General features: G+C 40.3%; 19 protein-coding genes, 1 pseudogene and 1 other annotated feature. Of the genes and pseudogenes, 3 read left to right on the top strand and 17 right to left on the bottom strand.

Translation table 11 applies throughout. The features are described 5' to 3' along the window. Positions 1 to 11 precede the first annotated feature (11 nt). Both dhaK and QNH28_RS14765 read right to left on the bottom strand, forming a co-directional pair. Positions 12 to 1,772 carry a dihydroxyacetone kinase subunit DhaK gene (gene dhaK / locus QNH28_RS14770; RefSeq protein WP_283907358.1) on the bottom strand — a complete coding sequence of 587 codons (1,761 nt, stop codon included), beginning with the start codon at positions 1,770 to 1,772 and terminating at the stop codon, positions 12 to 14. Between the two features lies 1 nt (position 1,773). Further along, positions 1,774 to 2,910 carry a glycerol dehydrogenase gene (locus tag QNH28_RS14765; protein WP_283907357.1) on the bottom strand — a complete coding sequence of 379 codons (1,137 nt, stop codon included), beginning with the start codon at positions 2,908 to 2,910 and terminating at the stop codon, positions 1,774 to 1,776. A gap of 202 nt (positions 2,911 to 3,112) precedes the next feature. On the opposite strand from QNH28_RS14765, the gene QNH28_RS14760 reads away from it, so the two are divergent. After that, the gene (locus tag QNH28_RS14760) at positions 3,113 to 4,147 is read left to right on the top strand and encodes a PocR ligand-binding domain-containing protein (RefSeq protein ID WP_283907356.1); all 1,035 of its coding nucleotides are present in this window, start codon (positions 3,113 to 3,115) and stop codon (positions 4,145 to 4,147) included. Here QNH28_RS14760 and QNH28_RS14755 read toward each other — a convergent pair whose 3' ends face one another. The 11 genes from QNH28_RS14755 to QNH28_RS14705 form a co-directional block, all read right to left on the bottom strand. Further along, positions 4,148 to 4,675, bottom strand: coding sequence for a redoxin domain-containing protein (locus tag QNH28_RS14755; protein ID WP_283907355.1), 528 nt, complete (start codon positions 4,673 to 4,675; stop codon positions 4,148 to 4,150). Further along, a complete protein-coding gene (locus QNH28_RS14750) occupies positions 4,672 to 5,391 on the bottom strand; it encodes an ABC transporter ATP-binding protein (protein ID WP_283907354.1) in 720 nt (239 codons plus the stop codon). Before QNH28_RS14750 ends, QNH28_RS14755 begins: the two co-directional genes overlap by 4 nt. Then, entirely contained in the window at positions 5,384 to 6,205 is an 822-nt protein-coding gene (locus QNH28_RS14745) for an ABC transporter permease (protein WP_283912156.1), read from the bottom strand. The genes QNH28_RS14750 and QNH28_RS14745 overlap by 8 nt, the downstream gene beginning before the upstream one ends. Before the next feature lie 2 nt (positions 6,206 to 6,207). Further along, positions 6,208 to 6,687: a nitrous oxide reductase accessory protein NosL gene (locus QNH28_RS14740; protein ID WP_283907353.1), complete on the bottom strand. Its 480-nt coding sequence runs from the start codon at positions 6,685 to 6,687 to the stop codon at positions 6,208 to 6,210. Further along, positions 6,684 to 8,051, bottom strand: a complete 1,368-nt coding sequence (locus tag QNH28_RS14735) for a right-handed parallel beta-helix repeat-containing protein (protein WP_283907352.1) — start codon at positions 8,049 to 8,051, stop codon at positions 6,684 to 6,686. Before QNH28_RS14735 ends, QNH28_RS14740 begins: the two co-directional genes overlap by 4 nt. A gap of 195 nt (positions 8,052 to 8,246) precedes the next feature. After that, positions 8,247 to 11,414: an ATP-binding cassette domain-containing protein gene (locus tag QNH28_RS14730; protein ID WP_283907351.1), complete on the bottom strand. Its 3,168-nt coding sequence runs from the start codon at positions 11,412 to 11,414 to the stop codon at positions 8,247 to 8,249. A 102-nt stretch (positions 11,415 to 11,516) separates the two neighbouring features. Beyond that, the gene (locus QNH28_RS14725; protein ID WP_283907350.1) at positions 11,517 to 11,933 is read right to left on the bottom strand and encodes an SRPBCC family protein; all 417 of its coding nucleotides are present in this window, start codon (positions 11,931 to 11,933) and stop codon (positions 11,517 to 11,519) included. Next, positions 11,933 to 12,262 carry an ArsR/SmtB family transcription factor gene (locus QNH28_RS14720; protein ID WP_481858317.1) on the bottom strand — a complete coding sequence of 110 codons (330 nt, stop codon included), beginning with the start codon at positions 12,260 to 12,262 and terminating at the stop codon, positions 11,933 to 11,935. The genes QNH28_RS14725 and QNH28_RS14720 overlap by 1 nt, the downstream gene beginning before the upstream one ends. Before the next feature lie 317 nt (positions 12,263 to 12,579). Beyond that, the gene (locus QNH28_RS14715; RefSeq protein ID WP_283907348.1) at positions 12,580 to 13,488 is read right to left on the bottom strand and encodes a hypothetical protein; all 909 of its coding nucleotides are present in this window, start codon (positions 13,486 to 13,488) and stop codon (positions 12,580 to 12,582) included. Further along, a complete protein-coding gene (locus tag QNH28_RS14710; protein ID WP_283907347.1) occupies positions 13,485 to 14,042 on the bottom strand; it encodes an RNA polymerase sigma factor in 558 nt (185 codons plus the stop codon). The genes QNH28_RS14715 and QNH28_RS14710 overlap by 4 nt, the downstream gene beginning before the upstream one ends. 306 nt (positions 14,043 to 14,348) lie before the next feature. Continuing rightward, on the bottom strand, positions 14,349 to 15,212 hold the full coding sequence (locus QNH28_RS14705) for an alpha/beta fold hydrolase (RefSeq protein WP_283907346.1): 864 nt from the start codon (positions 15,210 to 15,212) through the stop codon (positions 14,349 to 14,351). Positions 15,213 to 15,368: 156 nt separating this feature from the next. Between QNH28_RS14705 and QNH28_RS14700 the strand changes: the two genes are divergently transcribed. Further along, positions 15,369 to 16,067 (top strand): MerR family DNA-binding transcriptional regulator, encoded by a 699-nt coding sequence (locus tag QNH28_RS14700; RefSeq protein WP_283907345.1) that lies wholly within the window; start codon positions 15,369 to 15,371, stop codon positions 16,065 to 16,067. Here the strand turns inward: QNH28_RS14700 and QNH28_RS14695 are convergent. The 3 genes and pseudogenes from QNH28_RS14695 to QNH28_RS14685 all read right to left on the bottom strand — a co-directional run bounded on the left by QNH28_RS14695 (position 16,042) and on the right by QNH28_RS14685 (position 18,764). After that, positions 16,042 to 16,869, bottom strand: coding sequence for a GNAT family N-acetyltransferase (locus QNH28_RS14695; RefSeq protein ID WP_283907344.1), 828 nt, complete (start codon positions 16,867 to 16,869; stop codon positions 16,042 to 16,044). The two genes, QNH28_RS14700 and QNH28_RS14695, sit on opposite strands and share 26 nt — an antisense overlap. A gap of 49 nt (positions 16,870 to 16,918) precedes the next feature. Further along, positions 16,919 to 17,156, bottom strand: a binding site (T-box leader). 269 nt (positions 17,157 to 17,425) lie between these two features. Next, positions 17,426 to 18,162, bottom strand: a pseudogene (locus QNH28_RS14690) (SDR family NAD(P)-dependent oxidoreductase). A gap of 74 nt (positions 18,163 to 18,236) precedes the next feature. Next, complete coding sequence (locus QNH28_RS14685) at positions 18,237 to 18,764, bottom strand: GNAT family N-acetyltransferase (RefSeq protein WP_283907343.1); 528 nt, start codon at positions 18,762 to 18,764, stop codon at positions 18,237 to 18,239. A 258-nt stretch (positions 18,765 to 19,022) separates the two neighbouring features. On the opposite strand from QNH28_RS14685, the gene QNH28_RS14680 reads away from it, so the two are divergent. Continuing rightward, positions 19,023 to 22,019: a hybrid sensor histidine kinase/response regulator gene (locus QNH28_RS14680; protein WP_283907342.1), complete on the top strand. Its 2,997-nt coding sequence runs from the start codon at positions 19,023 to 19,025 to the stop codon at positions 22,017 to 22,019. Between the two features lie 58 nt (positions 22,020 to 22,077). Here the strand turns inward: QNH28_RS14680 and QNH28_RS14675 are convergent, their stop codons facing one another. After that, on the bottom strand, positions 22,078 to 22,872 hold the full coding sequence (locus QNH28_RS14675) for an SDR family NAD(P)-dependent oxidoreductase (protein ID WP_283907341.1): 795 nt from the start codon (positions 22,870 to 22,872) through the stop codon (positions 22,078 to 22,080). Positions 22,873 to 22,926 lie beyond the last annotated feature (54 nt).

Below are 22,926 nucleotides of genomic sequence, written 5' to 3'. Positions count from 1 at the left end.
TATTTTATCTCTTATCTCATCGCTTTAGCTAGCTCTGTGAAAATAACCCCAAGCGCGTAAGCTCCCGCATCCGGATAACCAATGCTGCGTTCACCTACCGTGCCTGCTCTTCCCATACGGGCAACGATATCCGAAGTCTTCCGGGCACCGAGAACTGCCGCCTCAGCAGCTTTGATAGCTGCCAGCTTAAATTCTTCGCTTTGATCGGCGCTTTGTGTCCAGGCATCTGCAAAGGGTACAAGCGCATCAATTAAAGTCTTGTCTCCAACGACAGCACCTCTCCCGAAAGATCTTTCGCCCGTATCTTGAATTCCTTTGACGACGGCTTGCATCATATCGGCAAATTCCTGAATGGATAACTCCTGCTTCTGCTGTGCAGTCTTACTCGCTGCGCGGAAGCCCGATCCCCAGATCGGTCCAGAAGCTCCTCCACAATGCTCCATAATGATCAATGAACAAGCATCAAGGAAGTCACCGATATTGCTGAGATGATTAGCTAGAATATCTTCCCATTCTACTTTCAACTGCTTAAAGCCCTTGGCTACACTCATCCCAAAATCACCATCTCCGGCGTGGGCGTCCAGCTCGCAAAACGGTACTTCATTCTCGATAATGACCTCACTCATTTGATCGATCAAATATACGATATTTTGCAAGGAAAACTGGTTGTTCTTAATTACCGCTGCTTCAGCATCCGTATTATTCTTAAAGGATACCGTGCTGTCTGCTTTCTCTTCCTTGATGACTTCCGTATAGTTCACAGGCTCAAATGAACCTTTTACCGACAATGCTGGTGTATCGCACGGAGCAGACAACCATTTCTTTAGCGTCTCATCCAGCTTCATAATCGACACTGATGCGCCAGCCATATCGATGCTGGTCATATAGTTGCCCACAAATACTTTAAACACTTTCTTATTCTTGGCCGTTAATTCACGGATCACAGAATTATTCAACAAATAAAGCTCTTGCAGTGGTGTTCCACCAAATCCGTTGACTAGAACAGCAACTTCTTGCTGCGTCTCATCATTCATTTGCAAGTTACTCAGTAAAGATGTAACCATCCGCTGCGCCAGTTCATCTGCTGACACGGCTTTTTCTCTGCGTATTCCAGGTTCACCGTGAATACCGACACCGTATTCCATCTCTTCCTCTTCGATATGAAACGTCGGGGTTCCTTTGGCAGGAACGGTGCAAGAAGTAAAGGCGAAGCCGATGGTGCGAACATGGTCAATCGCATGCTGCGCCGCTTCTTTCACTTCTGTCAGGGACAGTCCAGCTTCTGCTGCAGCCCCGGCTACCTTATGAACAAGAACCGTTCCGGCAACCCCTCGTTTCCCTACCGTATAGAGACTGTCCTCGACGGCAATGTCATCGTCCACCTTGACATATTCCACTTGTATGCCGTCTTCGCTTGCGAGATGGGCCGCATTTTTAAAGTTCATGATGTCGCCGCTGTAGTTCTTAATAATAAGCAGTGTTCCCTTTTGACTCGCAGATCGGCGGATCGCTTGATAAACTTGAATCTGAGATGGAGAAGCAAACACATCGCCACACACGGCTGCATCCAGCATACCGCTACCTACGAACCCGGCATGGGCCGGTTCATGCCCACTTCCACCACCGCTAATAAGTGTAACTTTATCGGAGTTGATCTCTTTTTTAGAAATTACTTTAAATTTATCGTTAAAATCCAGCTCCGGATGCGCTAAGACAAGTCCATTACACATTTCCCGGACTAGCGTTTCCGGCTTATTCATAATTTTCTTCATCTTAAAGCTCCTTACTTAATTTGTATTGACGACCTAATTGATCGGCAGCCATAATCGCCGATGCTACCGCTTCTTCCGTAATTGGGAACGGCATCGAATGAATTGATTCCTCGGCAATACATGCTTTTTTGGCAACCTCAAGAAGTTCTTCGTAAGTTACTTGCTCCACTCCGATATCCGCTAAGCATACTGGAAGACCAATAGACAGGCAGAAGTCCAACACTTCTCTTAATTCGGTACGGTCAGCATTTTCGAGTACCAATTGTGCAATCGTACTAAAAGCTACCTTCTCACCATGATAATAATGATGCGTGCCCTCTAAAGCTGTTAAACCATTATGGATCGCATGAATCGCTGCCAATCCTCCACTTTCAAAGCCTAGTCCCGATAGCAAAATATTCGTTTCAATGATATTCTCCAAAGCTGGCGTTACGATATTCAGATCGCAGGCCTGCTTCGCCTTGAACCCATTCTCAAGTAAGGTGTCATAACACAGTTTGGCAAGACCAAGTGCTGTTATTGTTCCCTTAGCTTCCCCACAAACACCTTCACGAACCCCGCAAGGTAAACCTGCATTCACATTGGAATAAGAATTTGCTGTAGCTCTTGCTTCGAAATAAGTGGAGAGTGCATCTCCCATTCCTGCAACAAGAAATCTTGTTGGCGCTTTGGCAATGACTGTTGTATCGATCATGACTACACTCGGGCTTTGCTTGAAATAAGCATAATCATCGAATTCGCCTTCTGGGGTATAGAGGACCGCGGAGTGGCTTGTTGGTGCATCAGTGGCAGCTATGGTTGGAACGATAATCAGCGCTTCTCCTTCTGCTACGCATTTTGCCGTATCGATCGCCTTACCTCCACCCAAACCGATCGTACATGCACATTGATGCTCCTTAGCCAGAGCCTGCAATCTTGCTACTTCTTCTCTTGAACATTCCCCATGGAAGCCGCTTTCAACTAGCGTTATATTAAATTTCTGTTTAGTTGACTCCAATTTATCTTTCACACGTGTAACATCATCTGGATGTGCAATGAGCAGTGCGGAATCACCGAAGGTTTTTACAAAATAACCTAAATTCAAAAGTTCATTCTCACCTTGCACATATTTCGTCGGACTGATAAACGCTCTTCTCATTTTCATTCCTCCTAGGTTGTATATAGTTATTATTATAGATTGCTCAATTTCAGTATGCATGAAACAATAAGGTCTAAATAAAGCGTTTTCTCATCGAGTTTTTTTGTCTTCTCTTTAAGAAATTGTATTATCTTGTCCTTTTGTAGAAAAATTCGCTATAATAATCATTATGTTTCTATAACTTTCCTAGGAGAATATTGTGATGCCCAAATCTCGATTTAATTTAGAAGAAATTATTGATTTGAAGAAATGGGAGAAGTTGCAGGACTCTTTATCGCTTGTTACTAAAATGGCCATCCTTACCGTTGATTATAAAGGCGTTCCCGTGACAAAGCACAGCTTCTGTCAACCTTTTTGTCAAGGCGTGCGCCAGGATTCTATCCTCTCAGAGTACTGTCAAAAATGTGATGCTCGTGCGGGTATTGAAGCTGTTCGCCAGAACAAGCCTTATATTTATTTATGCCATTTCAACATTATTGATATTGCCATTCCAATTATTATTGATAACCAATATCTGGGTGCAATTATGGCCGGACAGCTTAAGCTTCGTGAACCTGACGTATCACATTTGGAGCAGATTGTATCCAGGCCACCTAATGTTGAGGCGAATATGAAGTTTAAAGCACTCAAAGAGGATTATGAGGCACTTCCTGTGTTATCCTTCGATGAAGTAACGAAATGTGTTGAGCTATTATTACAATTAAGCACTTATATCGTAGAAGAAGCCATTCAGAAACGTACAACAATCGATCTGTACAAAAGAGTGCTGTCCTCAAATATTGACACACCTGCTTCAGCAGAGACTTTCGACGAGACAGATCAAGCGTATCGCAACATCCAATCCATTCAGCAAGAATTGTCAGGGGCGCTAATTGAGACCAAATTGAAGAATGGGGCTCAAAAGTTCCTCTCTATAAATTCAGTGCTTCAGCCTGCGTTTGATTACATCTATGCGCATAAGAATGAAAATTTCAGCCTAAAAGAAATGGCCAAGCTTTGTCATATCAGTTCTAGTTATTTCAGTCGCATATTTACAAAAGAAACAGGTGAAAATTTCTCCCTCTTTGTTGCCAGGCTTAAGATTGAATGGGCCAAGCAGCTGCTGGAGTCCACCGACGCACCTATTCATCAAGTGAGTGATGATTTAGGATTTTGTGATACCGGCTATTTTATTAAAACATTCAAACGGTTCGAGAATCTCACTCCAGCTGTATACCGGAATATGTATATGAGTTGATTAGTTAGGATTTCTGGCATCCTCCAGCCACTGCTGCATTAAGGGGAAATCTGTGATTTCGCCTAATATAGCCTCTTTGATCTTTCCCTCTCCGTTTATAATAAACGTGGCAGGAAGCGCACTAACTCCGTATGCAGTAGAGATTTTTCCGGTAACATCGATGACAACTGGAAAAGAAAAACTATGATCCTTAAGATATTCTGATACAGTCCCTTTAGACTCACCAACATTAATAAACAAGGTTTCAATTTGAGAACTAGTGGATTTGTGAATGTCATTCAGAAGGGGCATTTCTCGCACACATGACGTGCACCAGGAAGCCCAAAAGTTAAGCACCACAATCTGTCCCTGGAAATCGCTTAGACGAACCTTTTTGCCTTCTATAGTTGTAGCTTCAAATTCGGGAGCGATAGAGCCCACTGCAATCCTCTCCGATGAATCTCTTGTTTCATTATGGCTAAATACCCATACAACAGTCGTGACAGCTGCGATAATCACTAGTAAGGCAATGATTCGACGCATGCTCATTTCAGACCCAGACTATGATTAAAGGCTGTATACAGAGAACCAAATTTCGCATGAAATTCTTTGGTAGGACCTGAACCAACATTTCTTCCATGACTTAGAAAGACAATCTGATCTGCGATCTTATCAGCGATTTCTAACTGGTGTGTGGAGAAAATAACGCTATGCCCTTCTTCCTTGATTCTTTGGAGTAGGTCTACGAATTCATTCATCCAGAAAGGGTCAAGACCGTTTGTGGGTTCGTCCATAATTAGCAACGAAGGTTTGGCGAGCAAGGCCTGTGCAAATAAGATACGCTGACGCATTCCCTTTGAAAAGGTGTTGACCAGACGATTTCGTTTATCTTCTAGACCAACTAAGGCAAGGACTTCGTTGACTCTCGCTTTGCGATTGGGTACCCTACGGAGAGCTGCCCAAAAAGTTAGAGCTTCCTCTGCCGACAGCCCCTGATTGAATTGATAATCATCCGGCATATATCCAATTTGTTTCGAGAATTGTTTGCGTGATTTGTGCCAGTATAAGCCACCCACTGAGATTTCGCCCATCGAAGGCTGTAGAATACCCGCAACCATTCGCAAAACGGTACTTTTGCCAGCCCCGTTACCGCCACATAGTGCAAGTATGCTCCCACTGGGGATTTGAAAGCTAATCTCTTCAACTATTGTTTGCTTTTTAATAACCTTTGAGATTCCTTTTACATTCACTAAGGGGTTATCCACGAGAGCGCCCCCTTTCCCATATCCAATATACAAACAGGATCGAGCTCAACATCCAGACTAGACAGACTCCCATAATCAACAAGCTACCCTTCGAACCATTTATCCATTCTACCCATTGGTAATATTCAGGTCCCAGCACTGAACCTCCGCCCAGCTTAATTACAACGAATAACCGAACAAGCTCTGCTGGGTTGAGTATTGTGAATGCGACCAGCAAGGGCTTAATCCAGAGATAAGGCATTAAACCTAAGAAGGCGATTAAAAAGGTCGGCCAACCTATTACTGTGAAAAACCACACAGCAACAGAAACAGTCAGCGCCTGCCAGCGGTTACGTGATAATGAACCGATAAACAAAGCAATGGTCAAGAATAATAAAACAAGTCCTGCGGAAAAAAACAAAAAAAGAAAGTAAGTAGTAGAATCATAGGCCATGCCCATGAATCCACTCATCATTCCCATTAAACCATAGCCGAAAGCCACAACCGTAAGTAGTACGACAGCTAGACCCACATACTTGCCAAGAATAAATGAGAACGTTCCTATTGGATAAGTAGATAAAAGCTGCCAGCTACCCTCTTCCTTCTCTGAAGTCAGTGAAAAAGAGCCTAGAAATAAGGTCATAAGCGGCAGCAGATACAAAATCAGACTTAGCATAGAACCTGTAACTGCGGTATACCCTTGAATCTCATTTTGTGCATTAATCAGCAGTAAGCCTAGACTAAACGCACAAAATAATGCCAAAAAAGAATAAGCCCATGGATTCCGAAAACCCATTTTAATCTCTCTGCGTGCGACTTGCAGGATATCAACCATTATCACATATCCATTTGCATCATATCCGTATTTTGTTTCCATTCATGCTTGGACAGATCATTTGCTGACAGAACGCTGCCAACACCTTGTTCCTTCACAAAAGCTTCGGCTGAAGCAGTGTCTTTGAAGCTGATAACTCCATAAGCCATAGGTGTGCGTAGTGTCTCATCATAGACAAAGCTGGCCTTACTGAATTCTACCCATTCTTTGTCATTATAGTCACGGACATAGTCCATTCCGATGTTTTTGGTTCCATTCTTGTTCTTCCATTCATTCATACAACCAATATCATCAAACTTATAATTCTTCCCGTCTTTTGTTGTTAGTTGTGTAGCAAAAGCATCGTCCTTAATCTGCATATTGCAAATCGCGCAAATATCAACTTTTTCATTAATCGCTAACGGTTCAAACTTTTTGGGGCCACAAGCCGCCAGAATTAACAAACCCATCATCATCATCAGTACTAAACTCCATTTTTTCATAACCTTAATACCCCCATATATAGTATTGTGATCACAGAGAAAAACAAAAGCAGCCAACCCACCACCATTACTGACCCTTGCCCCTCACTCACTTGTCCAACATTTGCATGAACTGAATCCAATTGCATAAGTGGCTCTGGATCAGTGGACCATTGTTCTTTATCATTTGTATACAGATCGCTTAAAAACGTCATGCCTGGTGATTGAAAAAAGAGCTGATAAGCAGCATTTTCTGTAACTAATTGCTGATAAAATGGATTAATAGCATATGGCAGATCACTTACGCCATCACCCGATACATCCAGACCTTCGAATGAATCCCAAAAATTTCTCGTCATCTTATTATTCTTGGAATCCGTTGCCTGTGCTTCAATCACATTTGCAATAAAAGAATTCTTCTGAAAGCGGTTACCTTCAGAGCCCTCAAATTGAATCCCAATATAATTTCGGAGCACCATATTATTCTGGAGAGTGTTATCGGAGGATTGTTGCATATAGATTCCTACCCGATTTCCTTCCACGACGTTATTTACAATCTGAGAGGTACGAACGTCAAAGAGCAGGATTCCTTGAGAATGAACATTCTGATTTTGTTTACGAAAAGAGTTTCCTGATACCATAACGTCGCTCACTCCCATCACCATCGCGCCAGTGATGTTGTATTCTCCAATATTGTTCGTTACAGATGATCCATTGATATACATACAGTGAACACCGTATCGCAAATGATAGAGCCGATTGTGATCAACCTTTGTATTGCGACTCTTCTCTAAATAAATGCCATCTCGGAGATAAGAGATTTCATTCTCTCTGATATCTGAACCATGAGAGTTATAGAGATCGATGCCATTACCTCTTTTTCCCGGAGCAGCACCTTTAGGTATAAACCAACGGATCTTATTGTTTACTACAACTCCACTATCAGCCTCACGTAGCATAATGCCAAAGCCAAATGTATGTATGACTAAATCTTTCAAAGTCACCTGATCGGCTTCCACCCGAATCGCTGCTGCTTCTCCCCCGTTATCCTGCTGTATATTAAGTCCTTGAAGCTTTACCCCATCCGCCTGAATCATAACTGCATCCTCAGCATCGGGAGATGAATTTAATAGTGTCGCCCTACCTTCCCCGCTTATCGTCAGTCTTTTGTTAATATAAACCGGGCCGAGATAAGTACCTGGAGCTAAAGTAATTGAATCTCCGATTTGGGCTGCATTAATAATCGGCTGGAGTGGAACCGCTTCCGAATTTGTATTTGCACTAGCGCTCCCACTCCCACTGTAGGTCGTGATTATTAATATAAAGCTGAATAACATCATTACTCTAAAAATGCCTGAGTGGCAGAAACGTTTGGATATAACCATTGTTCACCCCCTTGTCAGCGATTCATTCTCTTATCAATCAATCCCATTCAAAGAACGATCAATATGCCTAATTGTAAAGAAAAGGAAGATACATGCCTATAGCTCAATGTAGCTATCCCTATTAAAAAGATGTGTCTGAATTGTGAGTTATGTCACAACAAAAAAACCGCGCTATGCGCGGTTTCATTAGGTTAGCTAATTATTCTCAAGGTATTGATAAACGGCCATCATTTCTTGTTTATTCAACTCCCGAATACGATTGAAGATTGGAATATCTGCTACAGCCTCAATATTTGAGCTTTCAGACATAACATCACTTACATTGCCTGTTAGCCAAGTTTGTACGTCGATGCCCTCGACGATTTCCTTACGACCTTCATCATTAATACCACTAGCATAGCAGCTTACACATGGAATCGTTAACTTATAAACTCCATCATGGAGTCCATCTTCTGATATGACTTTCTTTCCTTTACAGAATGGACATGGCTGACTAGCTTTTATCTTATTAATTAAAGTGATCAGCTTTTTGTATCCAAACGCTTCGTAGACATAGGTCAGCTTTTTGTATTTTCCATTCGTGAAATACTTATCAATGATGTTGTCTCTGGTTTCAGTGATATTCTCAAAATCACAAATCGTGATTTGATTATTAATGCTTATGGATTCAACGCTACTACTAATCTTGTCCCAGAATGGCAGAGCATTTTGCAATACCATTTCATAGTGCGCAAAGCTTGCCAGCTCTAGTTCAAGCATTTTCAGAGCAGCTTGAGTTTCCCTTGGCAATAGAGAGACATCCTCTGTTAGAACCCTATTGCCGCCGACAATGGCTTTCATTTTTTCAAGCACCTGTAATGAGCCAACGGTACTAATCACTTGATCAAGAGGTTGTCCAATGATCTCACGAATATCTGTGTCACCAAATTTTAGCTTTTTATGATGATTTAGTACGGTTCCTTCACAGATTGGACAGGTAATCATTATTTTGGACTGTTTAATATGCTCTTTAATGATTGCTTTCGATATCACCATGTAGTTCCCAATAATGTAATTAAAGCCTTCCCAAGTCCTCGTTGCTTTGCTTGCTTTATCATAAAATGACTTCTCCCAATACCCATACCAAAAAGTATGCTTTTCTGCATCCGTCAGCTCATTATAACTCTTACTGATATCTTGACCGAGTTCATTCTTAATCTCTTCAAAGATAAATTTTATTTTGGGGAATTGATAGAACTTCAGAATATCCATCGCATCTGGATGCAATAAGCCATCCCAAAACGGTACATTTTTGTCCTGAAGAACAACTTCAAAATCAAATTTCTCAATGACTCGACGTCCCTTACAGCATGGACAATGATTGTCTTGATAATAGAAATCGAAGCTACTGGTATCTTTATTAGTTGGATGCGCCGTTACAATATGGTTGATCAAGCCTCCAATTTCATAGAGAAAAGTATATTGGCTGTACAAGTGCCGCTCCAGATCAATGGCAATGACAGGTGCAATGGTATCCGATTCGTATTCACCATAAATCAAACGTGCCATAGAGGATAAGCTTTTTAAGATGCCACCTTTATAGACGTTTTCCGCATTTTTAAAATAAGGAATATGATCTTCTTTTAAATAGTTAATGCCTTTTTGTTGACGCAGTGTTGAAGAAATCTGTAATGGGGTGACATGATCTTCACTGTTTTGTTGACGATAATAATCTTCATGGCTAACAACATCGAGTTGCTCCACCGGTTCAAGCTGCCTTTTGCCAAAATCAACGATAAAATCAGAGTTTTCCAGCATATAGGAGTTATGTTCAATCATCATAATGGAGACAGATACATCCTGAAGAATGACTCTAATGCTATCAATGAATTGATTTAGAATATTTTGTGATAACCCTTTGGAAGGCTCGTCAAAAATGAAAAGTGTATTGGGGTTTCTTGAACCTGCAAATAGCTCGGAGACTAAATGAACACATTGAAATTCACCTGTGGATAAAGACTGTGTTTTTCTTTCCAACGTTAAATAACCCAGCCCAAGCTTGATCAATAAACTTAAGCGTTTATGAGCGATGTCTTCATTTGGCAGTTCTTCAATAATATCTTCAATCGAGCGCTGGAAAATATCATCAATCTCTTCACTATATTTTGTGAGCTTTCTTTTAATATCAAGAAAAGTCGCAACCGTAGATCTACTAGTAATCGATTGATTTCGATCTTGCCCTACGATGACCAGCTTATCCTTGGGATATCGCTTCACAAAATCTTTGGACATACACTCATTGACCAGTGTGGATTTACCACAGCCAGATTCACCAGTAAACGTTACAAGTCTATTACGGGGAATCTGAAGTTCAGCCATTTGAATATTACGACAGTAAAGATCTTGAAAATGATAATATTCTGTGGGAGCTGCTTGATTTATTTCACCATTGATCGGCCTAGGTCGTGGCGATTCTTCAACGATTTTCCCGCCGTATTTACCACTACCTGGTCCAAAGAACAATTGCTCGTCCGTTATGTCTAATACCGTATCTGAATGATCAATGAGCCAAATTTGATTTTTAAATCCTAGTTGTCTAATTTGTTCTAATATTTTCAAAAGGGTTTGGTGATCCAGACCCACAGAGATTTCGTCAATGATAATGACTGTATTCTCACTAGTTGCCATAAATTCTGCTAAGTAAAGACGTGTTAACTCTCCACCTGACAAGGTACCCATAATGCGATTTAAGGTTAAATAACCAATATTCATATGGATTATGTTTTTTAGAATGTTTTGTTTACCCTCACTAATTTTCAGAACTTCTGCTAGTGATAAAATGGTTTCAACACTTAAGTCGTTGATATCGGAAATACTCATGTCTTGATCCAATAACTCCATTTTGTATTGTTCAGTTTCGTGATTATAGCGCTTGCCCTTACACTTTTTGCATTCGACATTTTTAGTAGTGCCGCGACCTTTACAATCTGGACACCAGCCTAATTCATTATTAAATGAAAAAACCTCTGGCGATAGGTTATATTGTTCAGCAATCGCAACACGAATCTCTGTGAACACACCCGTATGTGTGCCAATGGTTGACCGAGGATTGGATGAAATGGATGATCTCCCTAGAAAAAGAACAAGTGGCATTTCTTCCATCAGGATCGCACTGAAATTAGTTTCCATAATATTAGGGAATAAATACTGATATTCTGCCTTTGGCAATAAAGAAACGAGACGTTTCTTGGATTCTTCGCCGATGGTTTGACAAAAAGTTGTTTTACCAGATCCGGATAAACCAGCAATCCCCAGGGATTGATCTACAGGTAATACTGCATCTAGCTTATTAATATTGTTCGCAATTAATCGGTTTATTTTCATAGTGGTATCATCTCATCTCCATTCTCTTCATTTAGTATTGCCATCATTTATTCCATTAAAAAGGGCACTTTCCATTTTCAGAAAAGCGCCCTATTCTTGAATTTAAAGTTCTGCTAATACTTTTTCAAGCTGACTGCCCATATTCGCCCAAGCATACTTAGCACCCTCGATAGCGCCTTGGCGAGCTTTGGTCTCTTCACTAAATCCAGATTGACCAAGATGCAGATGAACCTTACCATCTTCCTCTTTGCTCAAAGTCCAAGTAACCGTAGTGCCTTCTCCAGCACTATGCCAAGTATAGGATAATGTATGTGGCTCGTCTACTACGAGAACCTCGCAATTCACAATACCATCCCACCATTCATTTGGCTCTGCACGAAATTGAAATTTATGCCCTACGACTGGTTTAAAGTCATTGCTCCAAATCCATTTCGCGAGTGTATCTGAATCCGTCAAAGCGTTCCATACCTTCTCGATGGAGCTTGTAAATTGATAATCTAAGGATACATCTGGTTTCATTATTCTTCCTCCAATAAAAGTTTTAGTTTATCGATTCTTTCTTTCCAAAAGCCTTCGTAAAAAGATACCCAATCCCGAATTTCTTTCAATGGATTGGCATTTAAACGATACCTCGTTTCTCTACCAACCTTTCGAGCAACTACAAGATCAGCCTCTTTAAGAATAGACAAGTGCTTAGAAACTGCAGTACGGCCCATATCAAAATGAACCGTGATTTCATGTAGGGGTAATTCATCAACATCAGCCAGGATTTGAAGTAATTTTCGCCTTGTTTGATCTGCAACAGCGTCATATACATCCCTCACTTGACTATTATCGTTCAAAACCACCCCCACCTTTTCCGTAATATTACCTGTAGTGTAACCGATTATACTTCATCAGTACCCAATCGGACACCATTTAGTGTCATATTGATTATAGGACACCAAATGGTGTCGTGTCAATGATCTTAAATTTTATTATCTAATTTTTTAACGAAATATGGAGTGAATATTTGATTTTCGAAGACGTTCTATCTGATGTATTTTGATTTCAATTTCTAATTTACGATAGCATTCGAAAAAGGAGGACTAAACGCCCTCCTATTACTCGTTCTTATTCCAGGTTAATTGTGTTCCGGTAATTATCTAGCTCCGAATTCCTTTACTCAGTAAAGCGGCAACACTTCTTGTTTTAGCCCTGAAAAAAGATCTCCGGATTGTTCAAAGAAGTTGTCAGGCAAATGATAATAAGCATCTCCCATAGATACGATTTTTAATTCGGGAATAATATACATGCCCATATAGGTTCCATCCTTGAGGTTGAACTTTAACTGATACGATTTCCCTTGGGATTGCGCCTCTGCAATAGCCTCGTATTCCTTATTACTTAATTCAGCTGTTTTTGCGCTGTACAGCCCCTCAATGATAGACTCCACAGAAGCATGATCTGTCATTTTCTTTAACACGTCATTTCCCACATGATTAAGAACATGGATATCTATTGCATGCTCTTTTAGATTAGACATGTCCAGATATTCCTTAGCAGTCATCGTAGAATTGTTAGTCTTCGCCACGATTTCTGCCAAATAATAATGCTCCTCAACTTTAACAGCAATGCGGAATTGGGATGGGTACGTCGGAATTTCATATAACTGTCCTCCAACAGCGAACGTAGACGAAAAATCCTTTTCTACAACTTCTCCTCCGTCGTTCTTCCCCATCTCTTGGTTAAGATCAAAATCTATGGTTCCAAGTGATTTTTCAGGTTTCATTCCTGTGAACTTAAACTGAGCACCATCACTTACGAACGCATAACGAAATCCGTTGTAATTTAAAATTTTCCGAACTCCGGTAGGAGCTGAGACTGGCGTTTGCTGCGAGATTTGTGGTGAATTCGTTAAAGATTGCTTCAAAGGTGAAGAGTAAATGGCCACTCCTAACACAAGTGCAGCGCAAGCAGCCATGGTTCCCCACTTCGCATAGGTTCTCTTATTAGTGCTCCTCGCAGTGTTGGCCTTTTCCACCAGATTGCCGTCTACATAACCAATAGTCTTAAATAGATCTTTATTATTCATAGGATATAGCCCTCTTTCATAAGGTATAATTGGAGTTTTTTTCTTGTTCTAAAAAGAACCGATTTCGTTTTACTTTCACTTATTGAGAATCGTGTTGCGATATCAGCCAAAGAATCGGAATACCAGTAACGTCTCAGAAAAATGTTCCGATGATCTTCGTTAATCTTAAGCAGAAAATTGCTTATGGATTCAGCGATTTGTTCTTCCTCATATTGACTTTCGACATTGTCTGGCGAGGATAAACAATCATTTAATTCATCAAGAATCGTATCGAATTTTTTATTCCGTTTTTTGGCCATGTAATAATCGTGTTTATTTAACGCGATATTTCGTGTGATCCTCCCCAGAAAAGATGAGAGCTTAGCAGGAGTCTTCGGCGGTATCGTTTCCCACGCTCCTAGAAAGGTATCGTTCACGCATTCTTCCGAATCTTCAAAATTAGACAGAATGTTATGAGCAATCTTGGTACAATAATTTCTATATTTTTTGGATGTTTCTTCTATTGCTGTTTCATTGCGGGCAAAGTACAGCTGTATGATTTCACTATCGTCCACTCCATCACTTCCGTTCAGTTTGATTAAGGCCTCACTTATAAAGTAAGAAAAGAAGGGTTTTGGTTGCAAAAAAGTTTTTTTATGTACTAGTGCGGGAAATCATTTTATATCTTCATAAGCTTCGACATTGAAAGCTAATAATATGACGTGTGATCTTATCCTTTTGATTACTGAGTCATCTTCAACAGACAATGTGCATATAAAAAGCCGATGTCCCCCTTAGTAGGCAACACCGGCTAATATATTGAGCACAGAAATTATAGATGAATCGTTTTGCACTCTTCTTGAATACAGTTTTGTCTTTATTCATAATTGTTGTATAAACCAGGACTTAATCAATGGTAAAACAACGGCTGGTTGCATAGCTTTTGTATGATCCATTTGGGTTCCCGTCAGGATTTCAACATCCCAGCCTAAATCAGTCAACTTTGTTCTATTCTTTTTTAATATCCCAGCAATATCAACGGTAACATTCCCAAAATCCTCACCATATACGATGGTATCATTTTCTCCTGCAAAAGCTAGTTTTGGGAGACTAAGCAAATGGTGAATACTGCGATCATCAAAAGTAGTGAGGCTCTCGTATAAGGCAACAAATTGAGCTGTTACACGGGTATCTATTGATACCTTTATGTTGTCCCAGTCTATCTCATCTGGATTCTCTGTTTCAACAGGACTTTTAGCTGCCTCACTTTGATTATTCAAGGCTTGGGTATGTGTTTTGTGGGTGACAATCATCATCTCTTGATAGGGCCCATCATAAGGCGGAAAACCTCCCATTATCAAGCTTTCTAGACGATTTGTTCTTATAGCCAATTGTAGTCCAATTAACGCTAGCCAGGAATAACCGTAGTAACTAAAGCTAGTAATATTCATCTCATCAGCAATGAGGAGGAAATCCTTCACAATATGATCTACAGTTAGGTTCTCAACTGGATGTTGAAAAAGATGACCTTCATAATCAAAGTAAAGCACTTGAAACGTATCCGCGAGACCTTCCACAAAATGCTTACCTAATTCAGGGTCTACTCCCCATAGCCTTAGATTCTCCGCCTCCTGATTGTACACAGATTTTTTAGCAATGGGCAACATGATCGTTGGACGACCTGAGACTCCGGTTAATCCTACTTCTATGGCTGAGTGGTTAGTTAATTGTATGATTTTTTTCAAATAATCCTCTCCCTACTGTCTTATACATTTATCATATAACATTCATGCAATCTTTCGGTTTATACCATCCTATACCTTGATATATCTTGTTAAATTAGATTTAATGTTGTTGTAGCACTTGAAGGTTTAACTTTAATGTTTGGAGCGATGGACATTATGAAAGATATTTATACACCAACAATGATAGCTAAGAAATTAAATGTAAGTACTACAACGTTAAGAAGATACGAAGATCAAGGCTTAGTTCCCGACGTATCCAGAACCGCTAGCAATCGCAGATGCTACACTGCCATCCATGACCAAGCTTTTAGTACAATTCGGGCACTTTTGCAAGGATATGAGATTCCAGTTGTGTACGATGTGATGAGAAAGATTAAAGCTCGGCAAATTGAATATGCACTTTGGACAATCAATCAGGAGCAGCATAATACGCAAGCGGAAAAACTTAGGTTAGAGGAAGTATTACGCATGGTCCGGAATGCAGATTTATCAAAATACAAAGGTTTAGAGGTAACAAATGCAATGACTATTGGTGAAGTTGCACAAATGGCAGGCGTTAAGCCTTCAGCCATTCGCCATTGGGAACAAGAAGGACTAATTACTTCGAACAGAAACAAAGATAACGGCTATAGAGTCTATACTTTAACGGAATTAAGAAAGATTATATTGATCAGCAGTTTAAGGAAGACCGTGTATTTTATCGAGAATATGAAACAGCTGCTGAATGAAATAGAGGCACAAAACTACAAAAAAGTTGAAATGTCCTTCGAGCTTGCCTTGCAAAAATTGAATAGTCAATTAATGAAGCAGTTTTTGGGGATTGCTGAGCTTATGAAATATGTGAAATACTATTGAATTTGATGTCAACAAGCTTCCCGCTTTCCACAAAACCAATCGTTCGGTAGACCTTATTTGAATTGGGATTCTTAAAATCAGCATATAGCATAGGTATTAAGCCCTCTGATAAAAGAAGCGAACATAACTCTGCTACCAGTGCACTCGCATACCCTTTCTTTCGGCAAGAAGATGGCGTGTATACCGCATTGATTCTGGAGTATCTTGAGGAACGATGTGCGATGTTTGCCATGGATACAGGGTTTTGATCAACAAACCAGAGATACAAATCACCCGTATCAATGATTGCGTTAGCTTCCGAAATTTTACTTTCCGCATCCACCGTGATCCCGTAAGCCCCTTCTGAGAATCCAGCCAAAAATGCTGCCACGATCTCCAAATCTTTTCTAGTGGCTTGATGCATTGTTCCCCTTACATTCATTGGTTTCTTTGGTTCTATACAAAAATAAGATTCCATAGTCATGTTGGGCTCATATTGCAGTTTATTTGCCTTAGAATACAGCTGCGCAAAACGTTCTGTTACCTTTGGTTCCCCAGTTACTCCTGGCAATGTAGTCCCTTCAAGGTATTCTATAAGCTTGTGGAAGAGGGAGTTTTTCTTATCCACAGCAGTCTCTTTAGAAATCCAAAGCCACGCATTGTGTCCAACGGACTGGGCATAAATCATTGACTCATCAGAATCTTTTATGCAGGTAGAATTTTTTGTCTCGCAAATGCGATGAACCAGGTTGTATTGAACCTCATCAGCAATAAACATATCCTGGCTCAGAATTCGATCGGATGCATTGATTTTTTGGAACATAGTTATTCCTCCTTAAAGTTATTTATTAGAACGCAAAAAACTCCGTCCCCTAAGGGACGGAGTTGATTCCGCGTTACCACCCTGATTGGCGTATTCATGAATACACCCTCTCTGTCATCGTCCAACAACGATGCTTCCTTGTAACGGCAGAATCCCGGGCCCGTCTACTGTTATTTCGGGGGCCAGCTCTGAGGCGATTGTTCAATTCGGTTGTCGGCTGCCTCGCACCAACCGGCAGTTCCCTGATCGACATTTCCGAATCTACTTGTCCTCTTCGTCGCATTTGAATGCAATATAATTAGATACAATATAAAATAACAGGAATATTATGTCAATATAAACATGTGAATTATGTTCGATCATTGACTCCAATATGTATTTATGCAAAACTGCCCGTTAGTTAAACAAGAAGATTTTTTATTTATTTTGCAGCTTCCAATGTAGGTAATCCGCACAAAAAAAAGCGCAGATTTGTTGGTTTCAACTCTGCGGTCTTTTTTTATAAAATAATGCGACAAAATAAATATGGGTGCCTATAATAACTCTTACGTGTGGTTTACCTCAGATATCCACCATTGTTAATATCAAACGTCGCACCTGTGTAATGTTTAGATTGATCAGACAGCAAAAAGATAACAGTATCAGCAACGTCTTCTGGCAGTACAGGGGTTTGAATGAGCTGGTGGCTTAGATACTCTTTCTTCCTCCACTCTGGTATACTTTCCATCATCGGTGTACTAACCATCGTCGGAGCAACTGCGTTCACTCTAATATAGGGTGAGAAGTTCATTGCACAGCTTTTGGTAAGACCTAGGATAGCTGCTTTCGATAAACCATAAATGGCGTCAGAGCTCCCTTCATGCCCCAAACTGAAGATATGTTAACAATGGCCCCGTAATGCTTATTTTTGTATAACTTTTTACCAAAAAGCTGTGAGAAGTAGACACATCCTTTGATATTAATATTAAGTACTCGATCTATCTCCTCAGTGTCGTAATCCATGATATTCTTTGCCAGATAAATGCCTGCATTATTAACCAATGTGTTTACATCTGTATGCTCATGCTCAAGATATTCAAAAAAACGGGAGACTTGCTCATAACTGCTAACATCCACCCTGTATGTAAATAGCCTCTTGTTGTGGGGCTCAGACATAGATTGCTTCAAATTGAAGAGGGACTCTTCAGCTATATCACACGCTATAACTTCAGCTCCCTTATTTAAACACTGCTTTACAACCTCTTTTCCGATTCCAGATGCTGCACCTGTAACAATGACCTTCTTATCTTTCAAAAAAACATCACCATCTTCCTCCTATTTCATGATTCTCCTAAATATTATCCTCTTAGTTAAGGATAAGCCATTTATTATTCATTCTCCCCGACCGTTAACCTCCAGTCATTACATCGTATGGTATTGCCAACGGGGTATTCAAAATCACATTCACCGATAAACGAGAAGCCGAGCTTACGACAAATGGCATTAGAAGCAGGATTGTTGATTTTAGGAAAAGCATGAATGAATCTATGTTTCATTTCAGAATGGATGGAATCTATGGCTTTCGCTGTTGCTTCTGTCGCTATCCCTTTGCTTTGGAATGCTGGTAAAACACTCCAGCCTACCTCATAAATAGATTCTCCGTGCCAAGTCTGATCCCAATAGCCCACACTGCCAACGACTTCAAGATTCGGAAGCAGGAGAATCTTAAACATTCGTCCTGTTCCTTTTTGAGCGATTTCATAGTAGCGCTTATGGCGAGATAGGATTTTCTCCTCAGTTTCTGGACCTCCAAAGTGCACGGTCATCTCTGGCGAATTTAATTGGCGAAGCAAATCTAGATCTCCTTCATCCCAAAGTTCAATGATTACCTTTGGTGCATTCCTTTGTTCCGTCATCTTACTCACCTCTCTGTTGTATTCCCAAACGAATCTAGATAGTAGAAGACCTATTGTGATCATTCTATTTCAATCATACCGGAACATATATTTTCATTTCAATAAAATCCAGTTTTCGAATACTGCATTTGCTATAATGTTCTCATGAAAAATAATACGATCCTAAATAAATTAGCTATCATTCTACTTTTTATCAGCGTTCTCTTTGGCTTACGCTGCATTTGGTTCAGCATATTTAAGGTTTCCAACAATGTACCTATGATTAACAACGGCGTACTGGATTTACGTGGTCAGGATCTGGAGAAGGCTAACTTAATCAGGCTAGATGGTGAATGGAGCTTCTATCCTTCGCAATTCGTGTCGTCCAAAACTTCGACTATACCAAAGCTAACCCATTCGCTTCAAGTTCCCGGAAATTGGAACCACGCCATGGGAACTGATCAGAAATCTTCCTATGGTTTTGGCAGTTACCGTCTGCGCATTTTGGTAGAACCGCTTCAGCAGCCTGTCTCATTGTGGATCAAACAAATTTATTCCGCCTCCAGCGTGGAAATTAATGGTACTCCTATTCATAATAACGGAACAATCACTCTCGATGCCAATACATATGTACCAAAAACCACCTCATATACAGCAGCTTATTTTTCAAAGAATACGACTGAAATTGAAGTCATTATTCACGTAGTAAACTTTGATCATCCCTTTAAAGGCGGTATTAGTGGACCTATTTTCTTTGGCTCTCAAAAAGTGGTTGACCGGACAAATTTTTATACCGTTGGATTTCAAATGCTTACCGCAATCATCCTGCTACTGCATGGACTCTATGCTTGTATTCTGTATTTATTTAATCCTAAAGAACGTGCCCTGTTTCTTGTAGGGTTAATGACATTATCTGTAGCCGTAATCCTGTTAGCCCGAAATGATAACTTAGTTCTTGCTTTACTGCCGATAAATTACACTTGGTCATTAAAAATCCGTTTAATCGCTTTCTTATGGCAAAACCTTTTTATTCTGCTTGTATTCAGGAAATTCACCTCCGTTGCCGAAGTCAACAAATGGTTACGCGCTTACACATGGTGTCTTTTCCTCTATACCTTATTCATATTCATCGTACCTGCTTATCTGGTCAGTACATCGATTCATTGGGGAATCATTCAAGTGTTTCAGTATATTCCCTTCATCTGGTTGATCTATAGCTTGGGCCGCTTATTGTTCAAAAGGCAAGATGATAAAGATGTTGTTTTTCTACTGATATCAGGAGCGGCCATCATCTCTAATTTGTTATGGAATTTGTGGGATAGTAACGGCCACTATTCAATTGTCTACTATCCTGTGGATATTATCGCCTCCATTGTGGGCTTCTCAGCTTATTGGTTTAAAAAGTATTTTCAGAATGCCAAAGAGAACATGAAGCTAAATGAGCAGCTGAAAAAAGCGGACAAACTCAAGGATCAGTTTCTCGCCAATACTTCTCACGAGCTGCGAACACCAGTTCATGGAATTATGAATATCGCGCAAAATATAATAACGAAGGAAAAGGATAGACTCTACGAGAGTAGTCGGCAGGATATGGAGTTACTGATTACTATCAGCCGCCGTATGTCCCATATGCTTGGGGATTTACTGGATGTGGTACGTCTTCAGGAGCATCGCGTTATTTTGCAAAAGGAGCCTGTTTCAGTTCAATCGGTAGTTCCCGGAGTCATTAACATGCTGCAATATATGATTGAAGGCAAACCGGTACAGTTATCCATGAATATACCAGAATCTATGCCACCTATTCTTGCGGATGAGAAACGACTAGTACAAGTATTATTAAATCTGGTGCACAACGCGCTAAAATACACCGAGCAAGGACTTGTTTCTGTTTCTGCTGAGGAAAAAGACGGTCATGTCTTTATCTATGTGACTGATACTGGGGTAGGCATGACCAAAGACACCATGGAACGGGTATTCCTACCTTATGAGCAAGGTCCTCACGGTATAAATGACGGACGCGGGATTGGGCTGGGTTTAAGCATCAGTCGGCAGTTGGTTGAACTGCATGGGGGTAATTTGAGCATACAATCTAAACCTGGTAAAGGATCGATCTTCAGCTTTGCTCTACCCCTTGCTGATTCATATAGCCACCAGACACATAGAGAGGCTGCACCTAATGCAACGTATACGCCAGATGAGATTTATAAGCAGATGGCTGAATGGGGGATTTCCGAACAACACAATCATCACTCTGAAAAAATCCCACCGCTCTTTACAGACGCGAAGTTAAATCTTTTGGTGGTAGATGATGATCCTGTTAATCTAAATGTGCTTAAGGGCATTCTCGAAAACGAGCCTTATCTGATTACCACAGTGAACTCAGCTCAAGAGGCAATGGATTGGTTAGATAAAAAAAGCTGGGACTTGCTTATTAGTGATGTAATGATGCCGCAGATGTCGGGATATGAATTAACGCAAAAGATTCGCGCACGTTATTCGTTATATGAGCTCCCAGTGCTATTACTGACTGCTCGCAGTCAACCTGAGGATATTTACACTGGATTCTACTCAGGCGCCAATGATTATGTTACCAAGCCTGTGGATGCAGTAGAACTCAAATATCGAATTCGGGCCTTAACTGCGATGAAGATATCCTTTAATGAACGGGTGCGTATTGAGGCAGCTTATCTACAGGCACAGATCCAACCCCATTTTTTGTTCAACACGTTGAACTCTATTTCGGCGCTCAGTGATCTGGATACTAAAAAGATGCAAGAGCTCATTACTGCATTTACATCCTTTTTGCGTATTAGCTTTGACTTTTTAAATATTGGAGAACTAGTGAACCTCTCCCATGAGCTAGAGCTGGTAGAATCTTATTTGTATATTGAACAGACACGATTTGCAGAACGAATATCCGTTGTTTGGCAGGTAGAACCAGACATTAATATCCTGTTACCCCCTCTATCCATTCAACCCTTGGTAGAAAATGCTATCAAGCATGGTCTGCTCAAGCGTCAACAAGGTGGTACCGTTTATATCCGTATCACTCGTCTGAACAAGGCTGTAAAGATCGAAGTGGAGGATAATGGATTAGGTATGGACCCAAAAGCACTTGCTTTGTTGCTGGAACCGACCATGAAAGAAAAAGGCGGCATTGGACTAGCTAATACTCATCGAAGACTGATGCAATTGTATGGTCAAGGTCTTTTGATTCAAAGTAAACAAGGAGAAGGCACTTTGGTATCCTTTGTTATACCGAAGGACAACGAATAATATATCAATTAAAAAAGCCATTCCATAAGGAGTGGCTTTTTGTGTATCAATACTACATTTAGAAAATGGTTGGTACCATGCCCCCATCCATACGGATCGGAGAACCTTTAAATGCAGAGGCATAAGGACTGCACACAAATGCTGCTAGTCTGCCTATTTCATAAGGTCTAATAAATCGCTGTATTTCAGATTGCGGTAGGTTTGTAGTCATAAATTTTTTCTCTTTTTCTGAAAAAGTCAACGCTTCATCTGGGTACATTCCATCGATGATTTGCTGCACATTTTCCGAGAGTGTTGGTCCTGGCATGATAGTATTGACGGTTACTTCTGTTCCAATTGTTAATTTAGATAAGCTTTTTGCCAATGATAATAGCATTGATTTGGTCATTGCATATTGTGGCATTTGAGCTGACGGCATTATTGCTTCTTCACTAGCGATAAAGATCACGCGACCAAAATTGTTTTCTAACATTTTAGGTAAATAAAATTTTGTTAAACCATTTGCAGCAAGAACATTCGTACGGATGTATTTTTCAAATATTTCATCGTCAACGTCGTCATAGCTCATCAGTTCATAAATCCCCATATTATTAACTAAAATATCGATATGGGGGTATTTTTCAAATAAAGCTTCTCTTTGCTCCATATCTACAATATCAGCTGCAGCATTCCGTGGTGAAGTTTCTGGAAATTTTGCTTTAATTTCATTTACAGTTTGTTCTACCTTCTCATAGTTCCGTCCATTTATTAGTACATTAACACCTTCGTTGGCAAGTTCAAAGGCGATAGCTTTACCAATACCTTTTGTAGATCCTGTAATTAAAGCTGTCTTATTGTTTAATCCCATATCCATACTTCATTTCTCCTTTTATCATGGCGAGTTAATTAGTAGTTTCTCAAGAACTTT

This window comes from Paenibacillus sp. G2S3 (assembly GCF_030123105.1).
In the GTDB taxonomy this organism is placed as follows: Bacteria; Bacillota; Bacilli; order Paenibacillales; family Paenibacillaceae; genus Paenibacillus_AQ.
Note: the sequence above shows the minus strand (reverse complement) of the source record. Positions and strands in the feature narration are given on the sequence as shown.